Raw genomic sequence first — 17605 nt, forward strand, 5'->3', positions numbered from 1 at the left:
AAATGGCGACACAGACACGGCGCGTCGCGCTGGTGACCGGCGGCACCACGGGAATCGGCGCCGCGACCTGCCAGTCGCTGGCGGCGGCCGGATATACGGTCGCCGCCAGCTTCTGCGGCAACGAGGATCGGGCCAAGGATTTCACCAGCCGGACCGGCATCCCGGCGTGGCGCTGGTCGGTCAGCGATCACGATGCCTGCCGGGCCGGCATCGATACGATCGAGGCCGCGCTCGGGCCAATCGAGATCCTCGTCAACAACGCCGGCATCACCCGCGACTCCAGCCTCGCCAAGATGACGCCGGACGCGTGGCGCGCGGTGATCGACACCAACCTTTCGGGCTGCTTCAACATGGCGCATGCCGTGTTCGCCGGCATGCGCGCGCGCAAATGGGGGCGGATCGTCAACGTCTCCTCGATCAACGGCGAGACGGGACAGTTCGGCCATACCAACTATGCCGCCTCCAAGGCGGGCATTCTCGGGTTCACGCGCGCGCTCGCGCTCGAAGGCGCGCGGGACGGGGTGACGGTGAACGCGGTCGCGCCCGGCTACACCGACACCGATATGGTCAAGGCGGTGCCGACCGATGTCCTGGGCGGGATCGTCGCGCGGATTCCCGTGGGCCGACTCGCCAGGCCGGAGGAGATCGCGCGCTGCATCGCGTTCCTCGTCGCCGAGGAGTCCGGCTTCATCACCGGCGCGACGTTGGACGTGAACGGCGGCCAGCGCATGGGCTGATGCCCGACCCTTAAGGGAATTTGCGCATTGGGCGGCGCAAATCCGCGCTTCAGAAAGACCGTGATAGCCACGGGAGCGCTGGATGCCGACCGACCCCTTCCCAAACCTCCTCCGACAGTTGCGGCGCCGGCGTGGCACGAAGGCTTCCACGATCTTGCCGGCGGTCCTCAGCCTATCCGCCTGCGAGCCCGGCGCCCCGATCGGGCGTCTCACCTCGAAGAAGGAGAAGAGCAATGCTAAAGACCGACAGCCAGTTGCAGCATGATGTCATCGCCGAACTCGAATGGGAACCGCGTGTCGATCACGCCGACATCGGCGTGGCCGTCAACGACGGCGTCGTCACCCTGTCCGGCTATGTGAAGACCTATCCGGAAAAATTCGCCGCCGAAAAGGCGACCCGCAGGGTGGCCGGCGTCAAGGCGATCGCCGAGGAGATCAAGGTCCGGCTCGCGGCCGAACCCAAGACCGCCGACCATGAGATCGCCAAGCGCATCCTCGATCTGTTCGCGTGGAACGTGTCGATCCCGGACGACCGCCTGACCGTGAAGGTCGAACATGGCTGGGTGACGCTGTCCGGCACGGTCGACAAACATTATCAGAGCGAGGAGGCGCGCAGGGCGGCTGGCCGTGTGACCGGGGTGCTCGGCGTCGTCAATCTCATCACCGTCAAGCAATTGCCGGTGCCCGCCGACATCAAGGACCGCATCATGGCCGCGTTCAAGCGCCAGGCCAATCTCGACGCCAACACGGTGATGGTCGCGACCGAGGGCAGCAAGGTCAAGCTGACCGGCAAGGTGCGGGCGTGGAGCGAGCGCGGCCTGGCCGAACAGGCGGCATGGGCGGCGCCTGGCGTCACCGCCGTCGAGGACGACATCGTCGTCGCGTTCTGACCATCCCGCGCGGATCGCGTCACGCGGCCGTCCGGGCGCCGGGCGGCCGCTTTCGTATCCGTATCATCCCCCATATCGGCACCATCGACTCCTTTCCTATCGTCGTCGCCGGAACATTGGAGGTGGCCATGAAGAACATTCTCTTGCTGGTGCATGACGACAGCGGACAGGAGGCCCGCCTGCAGGCGGCACTGGACATCACCCGTGCGCTCGAAGGGCATCTGTCCTGCGTCGACGTGTCCGTGCTGCCGATCCTCGTCGGCGATTATTACGGCGGGGCGGAAGCGGAGGCGATCCTGTTCGCCGACGAATGCGAGCGCGAGACCAAGAACAAGGCCGCGCTCGAAGCCCGGCTGGTGCACGAGGATGTGGCGTGGGACTGGTGCGATTCCACCGGCTCGATCGAACGATGCCTGCAGGACAAGGCGGCGCTCGCCGATCTCGTCGTGCTCAACCGCAAGCTCGAGGTCGGCAGCCCAGACATGCACGACATCGTGAGCAATCTCGTGATGCACGCGCGGGCGCCGATCCTCGCGGTTCCCGAGACGCTGAAGCGCATGACGCTCGACCGCGCGCTCATCGCCTGGGATGGCCGCGGCTCCGTCGCCGCGACGGTGCGGGCGTGCCTGCCGCTGCTCAAGCTCGCGAAAGATGTCGAGATCTTCATGGCCCGGCGGGGCGGAGACGGCGTCGAGCCGACCGAAGCCGCCGAATATCTGTCACGCCACGATGTCCACGCCACCGTCCGCATCGTCGATGAAACGCATACCGCGCCGGATGAACTCATCAGGGACGAGGCGACGCGCTGGCGCGCCGATTACGTGCTGATGGGCGCCTATGGCCACGGCCGGCTGCGGGAAACCTTCGGGGGCGTGACCAAACGCATGCTGTCCCAAAGCACGTTTCCCCTGATCCTCGGCCATTGAGGCGCGCGGCGCGCGCCGCCAGGCGGCGATGCGCGGGGCCGGCGCCCCGCGACGGGGATCGTTTCCGCGAACCGAGGAGGGGCAGGCGGTGGAAGCCGAGCGTGTGAACGATCACGGCGCGGGCGCGGAGCCGCTCGATGCCGTCGCAGATGTGATCGACAGGGTGACCGGCGCCGCGCTGGCGCGGCTGACCGGCGGGCTCTCGCCCGCGTCGATCGGCGCGGCGTTCCTCGACTGGGCGGTCCATCTCGCGATCTCGCCGGGGCGGCAGCTCCAGCTCGCCGCCGACGCCGATCGCCAGATTCTGCGCTTCCTCGATTACGCCTGCACCGTCGCGGTCGCCTCCGCGCCGGTCGCGGCGGCGATCGATCCGCTGCCGCAGGACCGGCGCTTCACCGATGCGGACTGGCAGGCATGGCCGTTCAACCTGATCGAGCAGGCGTTTCTGCTCGGCCAGCAATGGTGCGACAAGAGCGGCCGCGCCGTCGGCGGGGTGACGCCCCGCCACGAGGAGATGGTGCGCTTCACCTTGCGCCAGTGGCTCGACGTGATGGCGCCGTCCAATTTCATCGCGACCAATCCCGTCGTGCAGCGGCGCATCGCGGCGACGGGCGGCCAATGTCTGGCCGATGGCGCCGCCAATTTCCTGGACGATTTCCGTCGCGCGTGTTCGGGCGACCGGCCCGCCGGCGCCGATGCCTATCGTCCGGGAATCGAGGTCGCGGTCACGCCCGGCGAGGTCGTCTATCGCAATCATCTGATCGAACTGATCCAGTACCACCCCACCACCGCGACCGTCCGCCCCGAGCCGGTCCTGATCGTCCCCGCCTGGATCATGAAATATTATATTCTCGATCTCAGCCCGGCCAATTCGCTGGTGCGCTGGCTGGTGGGGCAAGGCTTCACCGTGTTCATGATCAGTTGGCGCAATCCCGGACGCGAAGACCGCGACATCCACTTCGACGATTATCGCCGGCTGGGCGTGATGAAGGCGCTCGACGCGGTCACCGCGATCACCGGCCACGCCGCCATCCATGCCGCCGGATATTGCCTGGGCGGCACCCTGCTCGCGATCACCGCCGCGACGATGGCGCGCGATGGCGACGCGCGGCTCGCCTCGATGACGCTGTTCGCCGCGCAGACCGAGTTCAGCGAACCGGGCGAGCTCGGCCTGTTCATCGACGCGGCGCAGGTGCATTTCCTCGAAAACATGATGTGGGCGCAAGGCTATCTCGACAGCCGCCAGATGGGTGGCGCCTTCCAGATGCTGCGGTCGAACGACCTGCTGTGGTCGCGCGTCATCCACGGCTATCTGATGGGCGAAGCCGAGCCGATGAACGATCTGATGGCGTGGAACGCCGACGGCACCCGGCTTCCGCAGGCGATGCACAGCGAATATCTGCGGCGGCTCTTCCTCGACGACGATCTCGCCGAAGGCCGTTACCAGGTCGATGACAGGACGATCGCGCTCAACGACATTCGCGTGCCGATCTTCGCGGTGGGCACCGAATGGGATCACGTCGCGCCGTGGCGCTCGGTCTTCAAGATCCACCTGCTGACCGATACCGAGGTGACCTTCCTGCTCGCCAGCGGCGGCCACAATGCCGGCATCGTTTCCGAGCCCGGGCATCCGGGGCGGCATTTCCGCGTCATGACGCACCCGGCGACGCGCGGCCATCTCGATCCCGATGGCTGGCAGGCGGTCGCGCGCGGGCAGGAAGGGAGTTGGTGGCTCGCCTGGGCGGCCTGGCTCGGCGAACGCTCCGGGCAGCCCGGCCCGCCCCCGTCCATCGGGAAACCGGAGGCCGGATACGGGCCGATCGAACCCGCGCCCGGCCAATACGTCCTCTCGCGCTGAAGCTGGGCGCGGCGCGCGGCGGTCATCCCGCCGCCGCGCGCGCCGACGCGTCGGCGAGCTCGCGGATCACCTTGCCCGCTTCCATGCGCACGTCGCTCAGATACTGGCGCACGAAGCCCGCATCGACGCCATCGACGATCTCGTCATAGTGGACATGGCGCACCATCCGCAGCGCGAAGGCGTGTTTGATGTAATGGTCGAAACAGCTCCGCAAGCCGTTCACCTGCCCTTGCAGGTTCAGCCAGACTTCGCGCGCGGCCGAGGACGTGAAGCTTATCATCACCTTGCCGGTCAGCACGCCTTTCGCCGCCGCCGCCTGCACGTCCTGCGCGGTCGCGGCCGAAGCCAGCACACGCTCGACATAGCCTTTCATCATCGCCGGCGGTGTCCCGAACCAGATCGGATAGACCAGCACGAACGCGACCGCGTCCGCGAGGATCGCGAGTTCGTCGGTCACGTCCGGAAAGCGGCGGAACGCCGGCCCGGGCCGTTCCTCGCGTCTCAGGACCGGATTGAAGTTCATCGCGTACAGGTCGCGCAGGATCGCGCGGTGTCCGTGCTTCTCGACCGCGTCGCAATAGGCGCGCGCGACCGAGGCGTTGAAGCTGTTGTCATCGGGGTGGCAGAGGATGACGACATGCAGCGGGGCTGCGCCGGGATCGTTGCTTGCCATGAATCGGGCCTCCGTCTGAAACACCGTGCGCGGGACGATCAGATCCCGGCCTCGCCGAAATCGAACAGATCGTCGAGCCACCCCGCCCGCGCCACCGCGCTCCCCTCGACATTGCCGATCAGGACATGGCCGAGCGGCCGTATCCCGACGAACCGCAGGATGTTGCGCTCGAAACTCTTGACGCAGTGCGCGCGGTAATAGGTGCGATAGACCACCGCCGGCATCCCCATCGTCACGATCAGCCGCCCCGTGCGCGACGTCAGGCGCTTCTCGTGCAGCTTGCCCTGCCGCTCGACGAACGCGAATCCGGGCCGCATCACCTGCTCGACGAAGCCCTTGAGCAGCGCGGGCATGTCGCCGAGCCATAGCGGGAAGAAGATGGCGATGTGATCGGCCCAGGCGACCGCTTCCTGCGCGGTCTGGATATCGGGGGGCAGGTTGCCATTCTCCCAATCAGCGCGCGAGGCGACCAACGGGAAGCGAAGCTCGGCGACGTTGAGCGTGCGGACCTCATGCCCCCCCTCCTCGGCCCCTTCGATGTATCGCCGCGCGAGTGCGTGGACGAACCGCGCCGGATCTGCGTCCGGGTGCCCGTCGATGACGAGAAGGCGCTTCTTCATGCCGCGTCCTCCGTGGCGACGCGCGGCGCGGCGCTGGCGGTCGGAGCGGATGGGTGGCGGATCGTCATCGTGTCTCTCGCCGGTTTGCGAACTGCGCTGCCGGGTTTGCCCCAGACGCGGCGGGCGCGGCCATGCGTAATTCCCCGCATCCGCGCGCCGGACGCGCCCGAGACCCGGGCGGCCCGGCCGATCCGTGTGACCATTACGTAACGACGCGGCGCAGCAATCGCGCAACAATCGCGCAACATGGCGGGGTTCGCCGAGGAGCGTCGGATGAGGAATGTCGCCGCATCGACCACGGGCCAAAGGCCGGGAGCCCCTATCGTCGCGCATGGCGCGGGCGCCGCGCGCGCGCTGGCGCCGTGCCCGCCGGGCGCCGCGTGATGCCGCCCGCGCCCGACTCGCTCCGGGCGCCGGACCATCGCCGCCCGGCCACGCTCGAGAGCCTCTCCGCGCGCGAACGCGACGTGCTCGACGGCGTCGTGCGCGGCCTGACCAACAAGCAGATCGCGATCGAACTCGGCATCAGCCACCGCACGGTCGAAAATCATCGCGGCCGCCTGATGCGCAAGCTCCGCGTCGGCAGCGCGGCCGATCTCGTCGCGATCGCCACCGCCCGCCCGACCGACACCGCGTAACATCCCGTATAGCGCCCCGCCCGGCCCAAGATGCAGACCGCCCCTGCGGGGACCATTTGACCGGAGACCGAGATGAGTGAAGATCAGCAGACGTTGGTAACGGATCAACACGCCGCCAGGAGCGAGGCGTCCGTCACGGCGGCGATTCCCGCGATCGGCAAGATGCTGATGGTGGGGCCGCGCCTTCAGGCCACCGTGCTCAAGACCTATTTCGACCGTCAACGTCAGGCGATCGCGTTTCTCAGCGAGCGCACGGCCGACGGCCTGAAGTTCGCCGACGCGGTATCCAGCGCGAACACGCCCACCGAGGTGCTCTCGGCCTGTTCGGACTTCGTCCAGACCGGCTTCAGGCATTTCGCGGAGCAAAGCGGCGAGATCGGCCGCCAAGCGGTCGAGGCGTTGCAGACCGCGCAGCGCGACGCCGCCAACATCGCGGCCGCGACCACGCCGCGTCACGCCGCCTGACACGTCGGCGGCCGGCGGCCTTCATCGAAGCGGGGACGCGAAAAACAATGAACACCATTCTCTTGCTCGTCCATGATGACGCCGGTCTCACTTCACGGCTGCGGGCCGCCGTCGATGTCGCCGGAGCGCTGGACGCGACCTTGCTCTGTCTCGATCTGACCATCCCGATCGCATCGATCGGCGCGGACCCGCTGTTCGGGCCGATGGTGCTGGAGCCGGACACCGCCACCGAGGCGGTGCTGGCGGCACGCGCCGAACTCGACCGCAGCGGGCTTCGATACGACTGGATCGAGCGGCGCGGCGAGCTGGCGCACGAACTCGCGCAGGTCGCCCCGCTCGCCGATCTGGTGGTGCTGAGTTCGCCGAAGGACTTGCTCTTCCCCGCGATGCACAAGGCGATCGGCGAAACACTGGTACACGCCGACAAGCCCGTGCTCGCGGTGCCGGGTACGGCGGCTGGCATGCAACTCCACGGCGAGGCGCTTCTGCTGTGGGACGGATCACAGGGCGCGAACGACGCGATGCTCGCGGCGATGCCGTTGCTGCGCCGCGCCGCGTCCGTCACCGTGCTGGAGATCGACGACGGCTCGCTCGGCGTGCCCGCTTTTAAATGCACCGAATATCTGTCGGAGCGCGGCATCCGCCACCACCTCCGGCACGATCCCGCGTTCGGCGAGAAGGCCGGGTTCGTGATCCGCGAAGCGATCGAGGGGATCAAACCCGCCTATGTCGTCATGGGCGGCTACGGCCACGCGCGTCTGGTGGAGGGCCTGTTCGGCGGCGTGACCGAGCGCCTGCTGAACGATTGCCCCTTCCCGCTCTTCATCAAGCATTGAAGGAGATGCGGCCGTGACCATCGAACCGATCCGGCATCTGGTGGTGCTATGCCATCCCCGCAGCGGCAGCTTCAACCACCAGATCGCCGCCACCTATAGCGAAACCGTGCAGGCGTGCGGTCAGGTCGTGTGTGTGCGCGATCTCTATGCGCTGCGCTTCGATCCGATCCTCGAATATATCGGCGAAGGGCCGCAACTCGCCACGCTCGACGACCTGCGCGAAATCCGCCGCTGCGACGTCCTCACCTTCATCTATCCGATCTGGTTCGGCCTCCCCCCGGCGATGATCAAGGGCTATGTCGATCGCGTGCTGGGCGGCGGCTTCAAGCCGGACAGCGAGCATCCCCGCGTGGGCAAGCCGCTGCTCGCGGGCGTGCGCATGCTCGGCATCACGACATCGGCCTCGACCGAGGCGTGGCTCGCCGAGCACGGGCAGTTGATCGCGCTTCGCGAAGGCTTCGACCGATATCTCGGTACGATCTTCAACATGGCGGACACCCGGCACCTGCACATCGACGCCATCGTCGAGGGCCTCGACAAACATTATGCCGAGGAACAGCTCGAACGGGTGCGCGAGACCGCCCGGCAGATCTGCGCCGACGCACTTCACGCCGCCCACCGCGACGAGATGTCGCGCGTTCTCAGCCATGGCCGCGCCGCACCGCAGGCGCCGCCGCCCGTACCGGAGCATCCGCCCGCCTGACCGCGCCGCCCACCGCCGCTTGAAAGGAAGCCCGCCGATGTCACAGCAGTTTGACGACGAGGGGCCGATCCCCCCCGGAGAGGAGATCGGCCGCACGCCCGGCCCAATCGCCTTTTTCGTCGGTCTCACCCTGCTCGGCATGGTCATGGCGCTCGTCGCGCTGCTCAAGCAGCGGTTTTGATCGCGAGCGGCACCGCCGCGCGTCAGGCGTCGGCTCGGGCCGGCATGTCGCAGACTTGCCGCGCGGCGGCCCGCACCCGTTCGAGTTGCGCCGCCGCGTGATGCTCGCTCATGTTAGGCACGATCTCGTCGATCGCGACATGGTCGCTCCGCCGCATCCCGAAGGCGCGCATCAGATAGGCATCGAACACCGCGCGGAGCGAATCGTCCTGCCCGCGCGCGTGCAGCCACACATGCGACAGACCCGAGGTGCTGAACGACAGCAGCGGCTTGCCCGCCAGCGGCGACTGCGTCCGGTTGTCGGCGACCTTGCGAAACGAATGGTTCGCGCCGAGCACCCGGTCGACATAGCCCTTCAGCATCGCCGGCGGCAGGCCGTACCAGATCGGATAGACCAGAACGAGGATATCCGCCGCGTTCAGCAGATCGAGCTCGGCCGCGACATCGGCGGAGGGCGTCCATGCGCCGGTGCCGGGCCGCTCCTCGTCGCGCAGCACCGGATCGAACCCGAGCGCGTACAGATCGCGGACCTCGACGCCATGACCATAGCCGCGCGCAGTCTCGGCATAGGTGTTCACGATCGCATGGTCGAAACTGTGGGTCGAGGGGTTGGCGCAGACCAGCAGGTGGCGGAACGGGGCGGACGGTGTCTGAGGGCCGGCCATCATCATCTCCAATCAGCTATCGTCGGCGGTCATCGCCGCTCGGCCGGGGGATGGCCATGCGTAGTCTCCCGTAGCGGCGGCGGGGGCGCGGCATCGGGGCTACGTACTTTCCCCAGTCGGTGCCCCTCGCGGCCTTTTGCTACTCGCGCGGGCATGAGTCTCGCCTGCCAATTGCTCGTCGCGACCGCGATGGTCTTGTCGATGCTGATCCTGCATCTCGGCGGTTTGGCGCTGCTGATCAGCGTGCTGGCGCACCGCGCGCGCGTGCCCGCCGAGCGCCACTGGCGGGTCGAGGTCGCGGTGATCGTCGCCGCGGCGATCGGGCTGTTCGTGCTGCACGGTATCGAGATCTGGGCCTATGCGCTGCTTTACGACGGCACTGGCGCGGTGCCCGATTTCGAAACCGCGCTGTATTTCTCCACCGCCACCTATACGACGATCGGCTATGGCGATGTCCTGCTCGCCCGGCCGTGGCGGCTGATCGGCGCGATCGAGGGCGCGAACGGCATCATCCTGCTGGGCTGGTCGACCGCCTTCTTCGTCGCGATGGTGCGCCGGATCGGCTTCGTCGAGCGGCAGCTCGGCCTATAGCCCGCCATCGCCCCGTCGGCCCTGCGCCATGTCCGTATGATTGCGGATGGGCGGCGCGTGGCGCGCGACATACCCCTGGTGATGACGGTATCGCGGCACGGGAACGACCCGATGAAGAACATCCTTCTGCTCATCCACAGCGATCGTGGCCAGGACGGGCGCTTGCAGGTCGCGCTCGATCTGTGCCGCACGATCGACGGGCATGTCACCTGTCTCGATATCGGCGGAGGCCCCGCGACCGACACGGACGGGTGTCGTGACGGCGGCGAGCGCGGCGGATTGCTCACGGCGGAGACGAGCGCCAGAAGCGCGGTCGAAGCGCGGCTCGCCGGCGAGGACATATCCTGGGACTGGATCGACGCGCGCCGCGACATCGCGACATCCTTGCGCGGCGCGGCGGCGCTCGCCGACGTGATCGTCGTCCAGCGCGAACTCGGCGATTTCGCCTATCCCGAAATGCACGGCGCCGGGGCCGACCTGATCGTCCGTTCAGGCAAGCCCGTGCTCGCGGTGCCGGCGGAATGCCGCGGGCTCGATCGCGATGCGGTGCTGCTCGCCTGGGACGGATCGCGCTGCGCCGCATGCGCGCTGCGCGCCGCCGTGCCACTGCTGCGGCGCACGCGTCGCGTCACCATCGTCGAGGTGCAGGATGGCTCGATCACCACCACCCCGGCGGAGGATGCCGCCGAATATCTGTCGCGTTACGGCATCTGGGCCGAAATCCGACGGGTCGATGCGCCGCGCGCGGGGCCGGCGCTGCTGGCCGAGGCATCGTCGGGCGCGTTCGGCTATGCCGTCATGGGCGGCTATGGCCATTTGCGGCTCGTCGAGGCGGCATTCGGCAACGCGACGCGCGAGATGCTCGGGCAAAGCCCGATCCCGGTGTTCCTCGCGCATTGAACGCCGGTTTCCGCCGCGAACGTCCGGCACGACCCAATTTCGCCGAGCCGGCCGGACGTTCGGGCCGGAACGTCACGCCTTTTCGAAGTCGATCACGATCCGTCCTTCGATCTCGCCGCGCGTCATCCGCCCGAAGACCTGATTGATATTCTCGAGCGTGTCGGTGGCGACGGTCGCATGGACTTTGCCGTCACCAGCGAAATCAAGCGCCTCCTGAAGATCAAGCCGCGTGCCGACGATCGACCCGCGCACGGTGATGCCGTTGAGCACGGTATCGAAGATCGACAGCGGGAAATCGCCGGGCGGCAGGCCGTTGAGCGCGACCGTACCGCCACGCCGCACCATCCCCATCGCCTGCGCGAACGCGATCGGCGAGACCGCCGTCACCAGCACGCCCTGCGCGCCGCCGATCGCCTTCTTGATGAACGCGGCGGGATCGGTGTTGCGCGCGTTGACGGTGAGCGCCGCGCCCAGCTCCGTCGCGAGCTTCAGCTTGGCGTCGTCGATATCGACCGCGACGACGTTCAGCCCCATCGCCTTGGCATATTGCACCGCCATGTGGCCCAGACCGCCGATGCCCGAGATCGCCACCCAGTCGCCCGGCTTGGTGTCGGTGACCTTGAGGCCCTTATAGACCGTCACGCCCGCGCACAGCACCGGCGCGATCTCGACGAAACCGACGTTGGCGGGCAGATGGCCGACGTAATTGGGATCGGCGATGACATATTCGGCGAAGCTGCCGTTCACCGAATAGCCGGTGTTCTGCTGCGCCTCGCACAAGGTCTCCCATCCGCCGAGGCAATGCACGCAGTGCCCGCAGGCGGTGTAGAGCCAGGGCACGCCGACCCGGTCGCCCTCCTTCACATGGCCGACCCCCGCGCCGACCGCGACGACATGGCCGACGCCCTCATGGCCGGGGATGAACGGCGGTTTGGGCTTGACCGGCCAGTCGCCTTGCGCGGCGTGGAGATCGGTGTGGCACACGCCGGTCGCCGCGATCTTGACGAGGATCTGCCCCGGCCCCGGCATCCGCACCGCCACTTCCTCGATAACGAGCGGCTTGCCGAAGTCGCGGACCACCGCCGCTTTCATTGTCTTTTCCATTGATGTCTATCCTCGTTCAGAACGGCGCGTCGATGCAGTCGCATACGCCCATCGCGTCGAGCGCCCCGGATCGGGCCGGCCACGGGCAGCTTTGTTCGCACGGCGACGACGGCCCAATACGGATTGCTACGTAGTCGCGCCCGCACCCGGTTCACCCGGAAGACCGGGCGCCGGACCGGCTTGGGCTTGCGGCGCCCGCACCGTAGAAACCCGTATAGGCACCCCGCGCCCCACCGCTGATGAGCGTGCGATGACACGCGCCGTCCTGCTCTGCTGCTTCCTGTCGCTGGTGTCGGCCGCCCCCGCGCCCGATGTCGTCCAGCCGCACTGGACGCGGCCCCAGGCCGCCCGGCTCGTCGAATGGCTCGACGCGGCCGCCGATGACGCGCTGGAACCCGTCACGGCGCAGGCGCGCATCGTGCGGGCCGCGCTTGATACGAACGATCAAGCCGCTCTCGACGCCGCCGCGACGGAGGCGGCGACGCGGCTGCTCGAAGCCCATCGGCATGGCTGTTGCGGGGCCGCGCTTCGCAGCGGCTGGCATATCGCCGACACGTCCGACCGAACCGACGCCGCGACGCGCGTCGGACAGGCGGTGGCGGCCGACCGGATCGACGCGCTGTTCGCATCCGCGCGGCCCTCGCACCCCTATTACCTGGCGCTCCGCGCGGCCTATCACGCGGAAAGCGATCCGGCCCGCCGCGCCACGCTCGCCGCCAATCTGGACCGGTGGCGCTGGATGCCGCGCGCGCTCGGCACCCGCTACCTTCTGGTCAACACCGCCGCCTTCGAGGCGACGTTGTGGGAGGACGGGAAGATGACCGGGCGTTGGCGCGTGGTGGCGGGAAAGACGGCGTCGCCGACCCCCGTGTTCGCCGCGACGGTCACGGGCGTGATCCTCAATCCGTGGTGGGAGATTCCGCCCTCGATCGCGCGCGAGGGCATCGCCGCGCTACTGCGGACCCATCCCGCGCAAGCCGCCGCGCAGGGCTATGTCCTGCAAGCGGGCCGCTATCGACAGCGCCCCGGCGCGAACAACGCGCTCGGCCGGATGAAGCTGGTCATGCCGAATGGGTACAGCGTCTATCTGCACGACACCCCCGAACAGAAACTCTTCGCCGAGGACGTGCGGGCCTATAGCCACGGGTGCGTCCGGGTCGGCGATGCGCTCGGCCTCGTCGCCGCACTGCTGTCGAAACAACCCGGCTGGACGCGCGGAGATGTCGACGCGGCCGTCGCCACCGGACGGACGCGCACGGTCGCGCTGGCCGCGCCGGTCCCGATCTACATCGCCTATTTCACCGCCGAACCCGATGACAAAGGTGACATACGGTACATCGCTGATATCTATCACCGCGATACCGGCGCAAAGCTGCGGGGGGACCAGGGCCAATGCGCGCGCTGATCGCCCGCGCGCCCACAGCGCGAGCCATCGGCATGCCGGAAAGGGAGCGGCGATGACCAGGTTGCGTGTGCATCGTGAACATCACCTCGTCTCCCGGATCGGCTGGCTGCGCGCCGCCGTGCTCGGCGCCAATGATGGGATCGTCTCGACCGCGAGCCTGATCATCGGCGTCGCCGCCGCTGCCGCCCGGCCGGCGGACATATTGGTCGCGGGCGCGGCCGGACTGGTCGCCGGCGCGATGTCGATGGCGGCGGGCGAATATGTCTCGGTCAGCTCGCAATCGGACACCGAACAGGCCGATCTCGCGCGCGAGCGCAGCGAACTCGCCGGGGACACCGCCGCCGAGGTCAACGAACTGGCCGGCATCTATGTCGAACGCGGCGTCGATCCGGCGACCGCGCAGATCGTCGCGCGGCAATTGATGGCGAAGGACGCGCTCGCCGCGCACGCCCGCGACGAACTGGGTATCTCGCGGATCACGACCGCGCGGCCGATCCAGGCGGCGTTCACGTCCGCCGCCACCTTCACCACCGGCGCCGCGCTGCCGCTCGCGATCGTGTTCGTGGCGCCCGCGCGGTGGCTGGCGCCGAGCGAGGCGGTCGGCTCGCTGCTGTTCCTCGCGCTGCTCGGCGGCATCGGCGCGCGCGCGGGCGGCGCGCCGGTCTGGACCGCGACGCTGCGCGTGACCTTCTGGGGCGCGCTCGCGATGGCGCTGACCGCCGGGATCGGGCTGGCGGTCGGCACGGCGGTATGACCGCCGCCGCGCACCGCCACGTGGGCCTGACGGCGGCGGCGGCGGCGGAGCGGCTTACCGCCGAAGGCCCGAACGCCCTGGCGCAGGCGGGCCGGCGCTCGACCGTGGCAATCGTGCTCGACGTGCTGCGCGAGCCGATGCTCGCGTTGCTGCTGGCGGGCGGCGGCGCCTATCTGCTGCTCGGCGATCTGGCCGAGGCGTTGATCCTGCTCGCCTTCGCGACCTTCTCGGTCGTCGTCACCGTCGTCCAGGAAGCGCGCACCGAACATGTTCTGGAGGCGCTCCGCGATCTCTCGGCGCCGCGCGCGCTGGTGATCCGCGACGGCGCGCGCATGCGCATCGCCGGGCGGGAGGTCGTCCGGGACGATCTGATGGTGCTGGAACAAGGCGACCGGGTGGCCGCCGATGCCGTGCTGGTGGAGGCGGCGGATCTCCAGACCGACGAATCGCTGCTCACCGGCGAATCGCTGCCGGTCGGCAAGACGGTCGCCGCCGAAGGTCTCGCGCCCGATACCCGCCGGCCCGGCGGCGAGGGCCAGCCCTTCGTCTATTCCGGCTCGCTCGTCACGCGCGGCACCGGCATCGCCCGCGTCATCGCGACCGGGCCGCGTAGCGAAATCGGTAGGATCGGCCAGGCGCTCGCCACGCTCGACACCGAAGCGCCGCGTCTGCGCCGCGAAACGACGCGGATCGTCACCTGGTGCGCGGCGGGCGGCGCCACGGTCGCGCTGCTCGTCGTGCTGCTCACGGGCTTCTTGCGCGGCGGCTGGGTCGAGGCGATCCTCGCCGGCATCGCGATCGGCATGTCGATGCTGCCCGAGGAGTTTCCGGTCGTCCTCACCGTCTTCCTCGCGATGGGCGCGTGGCGGATCGGCAAGGTCGGCGTGCTCACGCGCCGCGCGGCGGCGATCGAGACGCTCGGCTCGGCGACGGTGCTGTGCACTGACAAGACCGGCACGCTGACCGAGAACCGCATGTCGGTCGCCGAACTCTGGCTCCCGTCGGGCGAGACGCTCGCGCTCGGGCCGGGCGTGACCGTCCCCGAGGCCTATCGCGGCCTTATCGAAACCGCCGCGCTCGCCAGCGCGGTCGAGCCGACCGACCCGATGGAGATCGCGCTGCACGCCGCGCGCGGTGCCGCGCCGCAACCGGGGGCGTCGCGGGGCGCGCTGGTCCACAGCTATGCACTGCGCCCCGAACTGCTCGCGGTGTCGAACATCTGGGATGACGGCGCGGCTCTCGTCCTTGCCGCCAAGGGCGCGCCCGAGGCGATCGCCGCGCTGTGCCACCTGCCGCCGGAACCGTTCGCCGAAATGACCGCCGCGATCGAGGCGATGGCGGTGCGCGGCATCCGCGTCCTCGCCGTCGCCACGGCGGCCCCGCGCGACCGCGACTGGCACGAGACGCAACACGGCTATGACTATGACCTGTGCGGCCTCGTCGGGCTGGCCGATCCGCTCCGCGCGAGCGTGCCGGGCGCGGTCGCCGAATGTCGCGGCGCCGGCATCCGGGTCGTGATGATCACCGGCGATTACGCCGCCACCGCGCGATCGATCGCCGATCAGGCCGGGCTCGCCGCAGGGGATGTGCTGACCGGCGCCGAACTCGCCGCGCTGGACGACGCCCGGCTCGCCGAGCGGCTGAAGCGCGTCACCGTCTTCGCGCGCATCATGCCCGAACAGAAGTTGCGCATCGTGCAGGCGTTCAAGGCCGACGGCGAGATCGTCGCGATGACCGGAGACGGCGTCAACGACGCGCCCTCGCTCAAGGCCGCGCACATCGGCATCGCGATGGGCAGGCGCGGCACCGATGTCGCGCGCGAGGCGTCGTCGATCGTGCTGATCGAGGATGATTTCGGGGCGATCGTGCAGGCGGTTCGGCTCGGGCGGCGGATCTACGACAATATCCGCAAGGCGATGTCCTTCATTTTCGCGGTCCATGTGCCGATCGCGGGGCTGGCGCTGCTGCCGCTGGTGTTCGGGCTGCCGGTGTTGTTCGGCCCGATCCATATCGCCCTGCTGGAAATGGTGATCGACCCGGTCTGCGCGCTGGTGTTCGAGGCCGAAAGCGGCGAAGACGACATCATGCGACGCCGTCCCCGCGATCCATCCGAAACCTTGTTCTCCGTGGCGATGGTCGTGTGGAGCGTGTTCCAGGGGTGCGCCGCCTTCGCGACGCTGGCATTGGTCTTCGTGGTCGAGCGATCGACCGGCATGTCCGACACCGAACTGCGCGCGCTGATGTTCTTTGCGCTGGTCGCGGAGATCATCGCGCTGATACTGATCAACCGGGCGTTCGGCAGCTCGATCGGCCAAGCGGTCGCGCGCGCCAACGCGGCGCTCCGCTATGTGCTCGGCGCCATCGCGAGCGTGACCGTGCTGATCCTGTTCGTGCCGCAGTCGCAAGCGCTGCTGAAATTCGGGTCGATCCGCTGGAGCGACATGGCGCTCGCGCTCGCGCTGGGCATGGTCCTGCTGATCCTGCTCGAAGCGTGCAAGCCGCTCGTCCGGCACCTGCTCGCCCGCCTCGTGCCGGCTGGCACGCGCGGATTGGCCGCAACGGCATGATGGAGCATCCCGGCCAAAAGACGCCGGCGGGAGTCTTCCTGCTGGCGCTGGTCGCTGCCGCCACCGTGGCGTTCGTGTGGCTGATCGCGCCTTTCGCGGGCGCGATCCTGTGGGCGGTGATCGCGGCGGTGCTGTTCGAGCCGCTCAACGCGCGCGTGCTCGGCATGATGCCGCGGCGCCGCAGCGGCGCCGCGCTGATAACCTTGCTCATCATCGTCGTGGTCGTCGTGGTTCCCGCGATGCTGCTCGCCGGCGCGCTGCTGCGCGAGGCGACGGCCTTCTACGCGCGTGTGCATGCCGGGGAGATCGACATCGGACGGCTGTTCGTCGAGGCGCAGGCGCATCTGCCGGGCTGGCTGAGAGGTTGGCTGCGGGACATCGGCCTCGGCGACGTGGACGGGCTGCGCACCAAACTCGCCCAGGGGGTCGCGAGCAGCTTTCGCACCGTGGCCGCGCAGGTGCTGAGCATCGGCCAGGGCACGTTCGGGTTCTTCGTCGCGCTGGGGGTGATGCTTTACCTGACCTTCTTCCTGCTGCGCGACGGCCATGCGATCGCGGCGCGGATCGAACGCGCGATCCCGCTCACCGACGGCCAGCGCGCCGTGCTGATCGGCAAGTTCGTCGCCGTGATCCGCGCGACCATCAAGGGCAGCCTGATCGTCGCCATCCTGCAGGGCGCGACCGGCGGACTCGTGTTCTGGGCGTTGGGGCTGCCCGGCGCCTTGCTGTGGGGCGTCGCGATGGGCGTGTTCTCGTTGTTCCCGGCGATCGGGACCGGCATCGTCTGGGTGCCGGTCGCCATCTATCTGTTCGCCACCGGCGCGATCTGGCAGGGGATCGCGCTCGCTGGCTGCGGCTTCTTCATCATCAGCAGCGTCGACAACGTCGTCCGCCCGATCCTGGTCGGGCGCGATGCGCGCATGCCCGATTATGTCGTCCTGATCGCCACGCTGGGCGGGTTCGAGCTGATGGGGTTCAACGGCTTCGTGGTCGGGCCGGTCATCGCGGCGCTGTTCATGGCGGTGTGGGACATTTTCATCAGCGCCCGCCCCGCCCCCGACCCGGTCGTCGAACCGCCGCCGGGGGCGTGACG

General features: G+C 68.8%; 19 protein-coding genes. 15 read left to right on the plus strand and 4 right to left on the minus strand.

Annotation, left to right across the window (positions count from 1 at the left end):
- Nucleotides 1-2: 2 nt before the first annotated feature.
- The 4 genes from phbB (at nucleotide 3) to BLS81_RS04595 (ending at nucleotide 4411) form a co-directional block, all read left to right on the plus strand.
- Nucleotides 3-737 (plus strand): acetoacetyl-CoA reductase, encoded by a 735-nt coding sequence (phbB, locus tag BLS81_RS04580; protein WP_093221187.1) that lies wholly within the window; start codon nucleotides 3-5, stop codon nucleotides 735-737.
- 233 nt (nucleotides 738-970) lie between these two features.
- Nucleotides 971-1627, plus strand: a complete 657-nt coding sequence (locus tag BLS81_RS04585; RefSeq protein ID WP_093221190.1) for a BON domain-containing protein — start codon at nucleotides 971-973, stop codon at nucleotides 1625-1627.
- Entirely contained in the window at nucleotides 1573-2553 is a 981-nt protein-coding gene (locus BLS81_RS04590) for a universal stress protein (protein WP_256326061.1), read from the plus strand. Before BLS81_RS04585 ends, BLS81_RS04590 begins: the two co-directional genes overlap by 55 nt.
- An 88-nt stretch (nucleotides 2554-2641) precedes the next feature.
- The gene (locus BLS81_RS04595; RefSeq protein ID WP_256326062.1) at nucleotides 2642-4411 is read left to right on the plus strand and encodes a PHA/PHB synthase family protein; all 1770 of its coding nucleotides are present in this window, start codon (nucleotides 2642-2644) and stop codon (nucleotides 4409-4411) included.
- Between the two features lie 22 nt (nucleotides 4412-4433).
- On the opposite strand, the gene BLS81_RS04600 is transcribed toward BLS81_RS04595, so the two are convergent.
- Entirely contained in the window at nucleotides 4434-5084 is a 651-nt protein-coding gene (locus tag BLS81_RS04600; RefSeq protein ID WP_093221198.1) for an NAD(P)H-dependent oxidoreductase, read from the minus strand.
- A gap of 38 nt (nucleotides 5085-5122) precedes the next feature.
- Nucleotides 5123-5704, minus strand: a complete 582-nt coding sequence (locus BLS81_RS04605; RefSeq protein ID WP_093221200.1) for an NAD(P)H-dependent oxidoreductase — start codon at nucleotides 5702-5704, stop codon at nucleotides 5123-5125.
- A 383-nt stretch (nucleotides 5705-6087) separates the two neighbouring features.
- Here BLS81_RS04605 and BLS81_RS21025 point away from each other — a divergent pair, with 383 nt between their 5' ends.
- From BLS81_RS21025 to BLS81_RS20685, 5 genes are all read left to right on the plus strand, one after another.
- Nucleotides 6088-6342, plus strand: a complete 255-nt coding sequence (locus BLS81_RS21025) for a response regulator transcription factor (RefSeq protein ID WP_256326063.1) — start codon at nucleotides 6088-6090, stop codon at nucleotides 6340-6342.
- A gap of 72 nt (nucleotides 6343-6414) precedes the next feature.
- Nucleotides 6415-6807, plus strand: coding sequence for a phasin family protein (locus BLS81_RS04615; protein ID WP_093221205.1), 393 nt, complete (start codon nucleotides 6415-6417; stop codon nucleotides 6805-6807).
- Nucleotides 6808-6854: 47 nt separating this feature from the next.
- Nucleotides 6855-7643 (plus strand): universal stress protein, encoded by a 789-nt coding sequence (locus BLS81_RS04620; protein ID WP_093221207.1) that lies wholly within the window; start codon nucleotides 6855-6857, stop codon nucleotides 7641-7643.
- Between the two features lie 13 nt (nucleotides 7644-7656).
- Nucleotides 7657-8346 carry an NAD(P)H-dependent oxidoreductase gene (locus BLS81_RS04625; protein WP_176787028.1) on the plus strand — a complete coding sequence of 230 codons (690 nt, stop codon included), beginning with the start codon at nucleotides 7657-7659 and terminating at the stop codon, nucleotides 8344-8346.
- 37 nt (nucleotides 8347-8383) lie between these two features.
- Complete coding sequence (locus BLS81_RS20685) at nucleotides 8384-8527, plus strand: hypothetical protein (protein ID WP_176787029.1); 144 nt, start codon at nucleotides 8384-8386, stop codon at nucleotides 8525-8527.
- Nucleotides 8528-8549: 22 nt separating this feature from the next.
- On the opposite strand, the gene BLS81_RS04630 is transcribed toward BLS81_RS20685, so the two are convergent.
- Nucleotides 8550-9191 (minus strand): NAD(P)H-dependent oxidoreductase, encoded by a 642-nt coding sequence (locus BLS81_RS04630; RefSeq protein ID WP_176787030.1) that lies wholly within the window; start codon nucleotides 9189-9191, stop codon nucleotides 8550-8552.
- A gap of 153 nt (nucleotides 9192-9344) precedes the next feature.
- Here BLS81_RS04630 and BLS81_RS04635 point away from each other — a divergent pair, with 153 nt between their 5' ends.
- Both BLS81_RS04635 and BLS81_RS04640 read left to right on the plus strand, forming a co-directional pair.
- Nucleotides 9345-9782, plus strand: coding sequence for a potassium channel family protein (locus BLS81_RS04635; RefSeq protein ID WP_093221215.1), 438 nt, complete (start codon nucleotides 9345-9347; stop codon nucleotides 9780-9782).
- A gap of 111 nt (nucleotides 9783-9893) precedes the next feature.
- A complete protein-coding gene (locus BLS81_RS04640; protein WP_143023299.1) occupies nucleotides 9894-10682 on the plus strand; it encodes a universal stress protein in 789 nt (262 codons plus the stop codon).
- 72 nt (nucleotides 10683-10754) lie between these two features.
- Here BLS81_RS04640 and adhP read toward each other — a convergent pair whose 3' ends face one another.
- The gene (gene adhP / locus BLS81_RS04645; RefSeq protein WP_093221219.1) at nucleotides 10755-11786 is read right to left on the minus strand and encodes an alcohol dehydrogenase AdhP; all 1032 of its coding nucleotides are present in this window, start codon (nucleotides 11784-11786) and stop codon (nucleotides 10755-10757) included.
- Between the two features lie 250 nt (nucleotides 11787-12036).
- Here adhP and BLS81_RS04650 point away from each other — a divergent pair, with 250 nt between their 5' ends.
- Genes BLS81_RS04650 through BLS81_RS04665 form a run of 4 tightly spaced genes read left to right on the plus strand, consistent with a single transcriptional unit; the run spans nucleotide 12037 to nucleotide 17603 of the window.
- Complete coding sequence (locus tag BLS81_RS04650) at nucleotides 12037-13191, plus strand: L,D-transpeptidase family protein (protein ID WP_093221222.1); 1155 nt, start codon at nucleotides 12037-12039, stop codon at nucleotides 13189-13191.
- A 52-nt stretch (nucleotides 13192-13243) separates the two neighbouring features.
- Complete coding sequence (locus BLS81_RS04655; protein ID WP_093221225.1) at nucleotides 13244-13945, plus strand: VIT1/CCC1 transporter family protein; 702 nt, start codon at nucleotides 13244-13246, stop codon at nucleotides 13943-13945.
- Nucleotides 13942-16512 (plus strand): cation-translocating P-type ATPase, encoded by a 2571-nt coding sequence (locus BLS81_RS04660; RefSeq protein ID WP_093221228.1) that lies wholly within the window; start codon nucleotides 13942-13944, stop codon nucleotides 16510-16512. Before BLS81_RS04655 ends, BLS81_RS04660 begins: the two co-directional genes overlap by 4 nt.
- Nucleotides 16509-17603, plus strand: coding sequence for an AI-2E family transporter (locus BLS81_RS04665; RefSeq protein ID WP_093221231.1), 1095 nt, complete (start codon nucleotides 16509-16511; stop codon nucleotides 17601-17603). The genes BLS81_RS04660 and BLS81_RS04665 overlap by 4 nt, the downstream gene beginning before the upstream one ends.
- The last annotated feature ends 2 nt before the right edge of the window (nucleotides 17604-17605 follow it).

The organism is Sphingomonas sp. NFR15, from assembly GCF_900103265.1.
In the GTDB taxonomy this organism is placed as follows: domain Bacteria; phylum Pseudomonadota; class Alphaproteobacteria; order Sphingomonadales; family Sphingomonadaceae; genus Sphingomonas; species Sphingomonas pollutisoli.

Coding starts and splice junctions, on each gene's coding strand:
- phbB (WP_093221187.1), top strand. CDS start 3: ATGGCGACACAGACACGGCGCGTCGCGCTGGTGACCGGCGGCACCACG.
- BLS81_RS04600 (WP_093221198.1), bottom strand. CDS start 5,084: ATGGCAAGCAACGATCCCGGCGCAGCCCCGCTGCATGTCGTCATCCTC.
- BLS81_RS04630 (WP_176787030.1), bottom strand. CDS start 9,191: ATGGCCGGCCCTCAGACACCGTCCGCCCCGTTCCGCCACCTGCTGGTC.
- BLS81_RS04660 (WP_093221228.1), top strand. CDS start 13,942: ATGACCGCCGCCGCGCACCGCCACGTGGGCCTGACGGCGGCGGCGGCG.
- BLS81_RS04650 (WP_093221222.1), top strand. CDS start 12,037: ATGACACGCGCCGTCCTGCTCTGCTGCTTCCTGTCGCTGGTGTCGGCC.
- BLS81_RS04605 (WP_093221200.1), bottom strand. CDS start 5,704: ATGAAGAAGCGCCTTCTCGTCATCGACGGGCACCCGGACGCAGATCCG.
- BLS81_RS04590 (WP_256326061.1), top strand. CDS start 1,573: ATGGGCGGCGCCTGGCGTCACCGCCGTCGAGGACGACATCGTCGTCGC.
- BLS81_RS04620 (WP_093221207.1), top strand. CDS start 6,855: ATGAACACCATTCTCTTGCTCGTCCATGATGACGCCGGTCTCACTTCA.
- BLS81_RS20685 (WP_176787029.1), top strand. CDS start 8,384: ATGTCACAGCAGTTTGACGACGAGGGGCCGATCCCCCCCGGAGAGGAG.
- BLS81_RS04665 (WP_093221231.1), top strand. CDS start 16,509: ATGATGGAGCATCCCGGCCAAAAGACGCCGGCGGGAGTCTTCCTGCTG.
- BLS81_RS04655 (WP_093221225.1), top strand. CDS start 13,244: ATGACCAGGTTGCGTGTGCATCGTGAACATCACCTCGTCTCCCGGATC.
- adhP (WP_093221219.1), bottom strand. CDS start 11,786: ATGGAAAAGACAATGAAAGCGGCGGTGGTCCGCGACTTCGGCAAGCCG.
- BLS81_RS04615 (WP_093221205.1), top strand. CDS start 6,415: ATGAGTGAAGATCAGCAGACGTTGGTAACGGATCAACACGCCGCCAGG.
- BLS81_RS04640 (WP_143023299.1), top strand. CDS start 9,894: ATGAAGAACATCCTTCTGCTCATCCACAGCGATCGTGGCCAGGACGGG.
- BLS81_RS04585 (WP_093221190.1), top strand. CDS start 971: ATGCTAAAGACCGACAGCCAGTTGCAGCATGATGTCATCGCCGAACTC.
- BLS81_RS04635 (WP_093221215.1), top strand. CDS start 9,345: ATGAGTCTCGCCTGCCAATTGCTCGTCGCGACCGCGATGGTCTTGTCG.
- BLS81_RS21025 (WP_256326063.1), top strand. CDS start 6,088: ATGCCGCCCGCGCCCGACTCGCTCCGGGCGCCGGACCATCGCCGCCCG.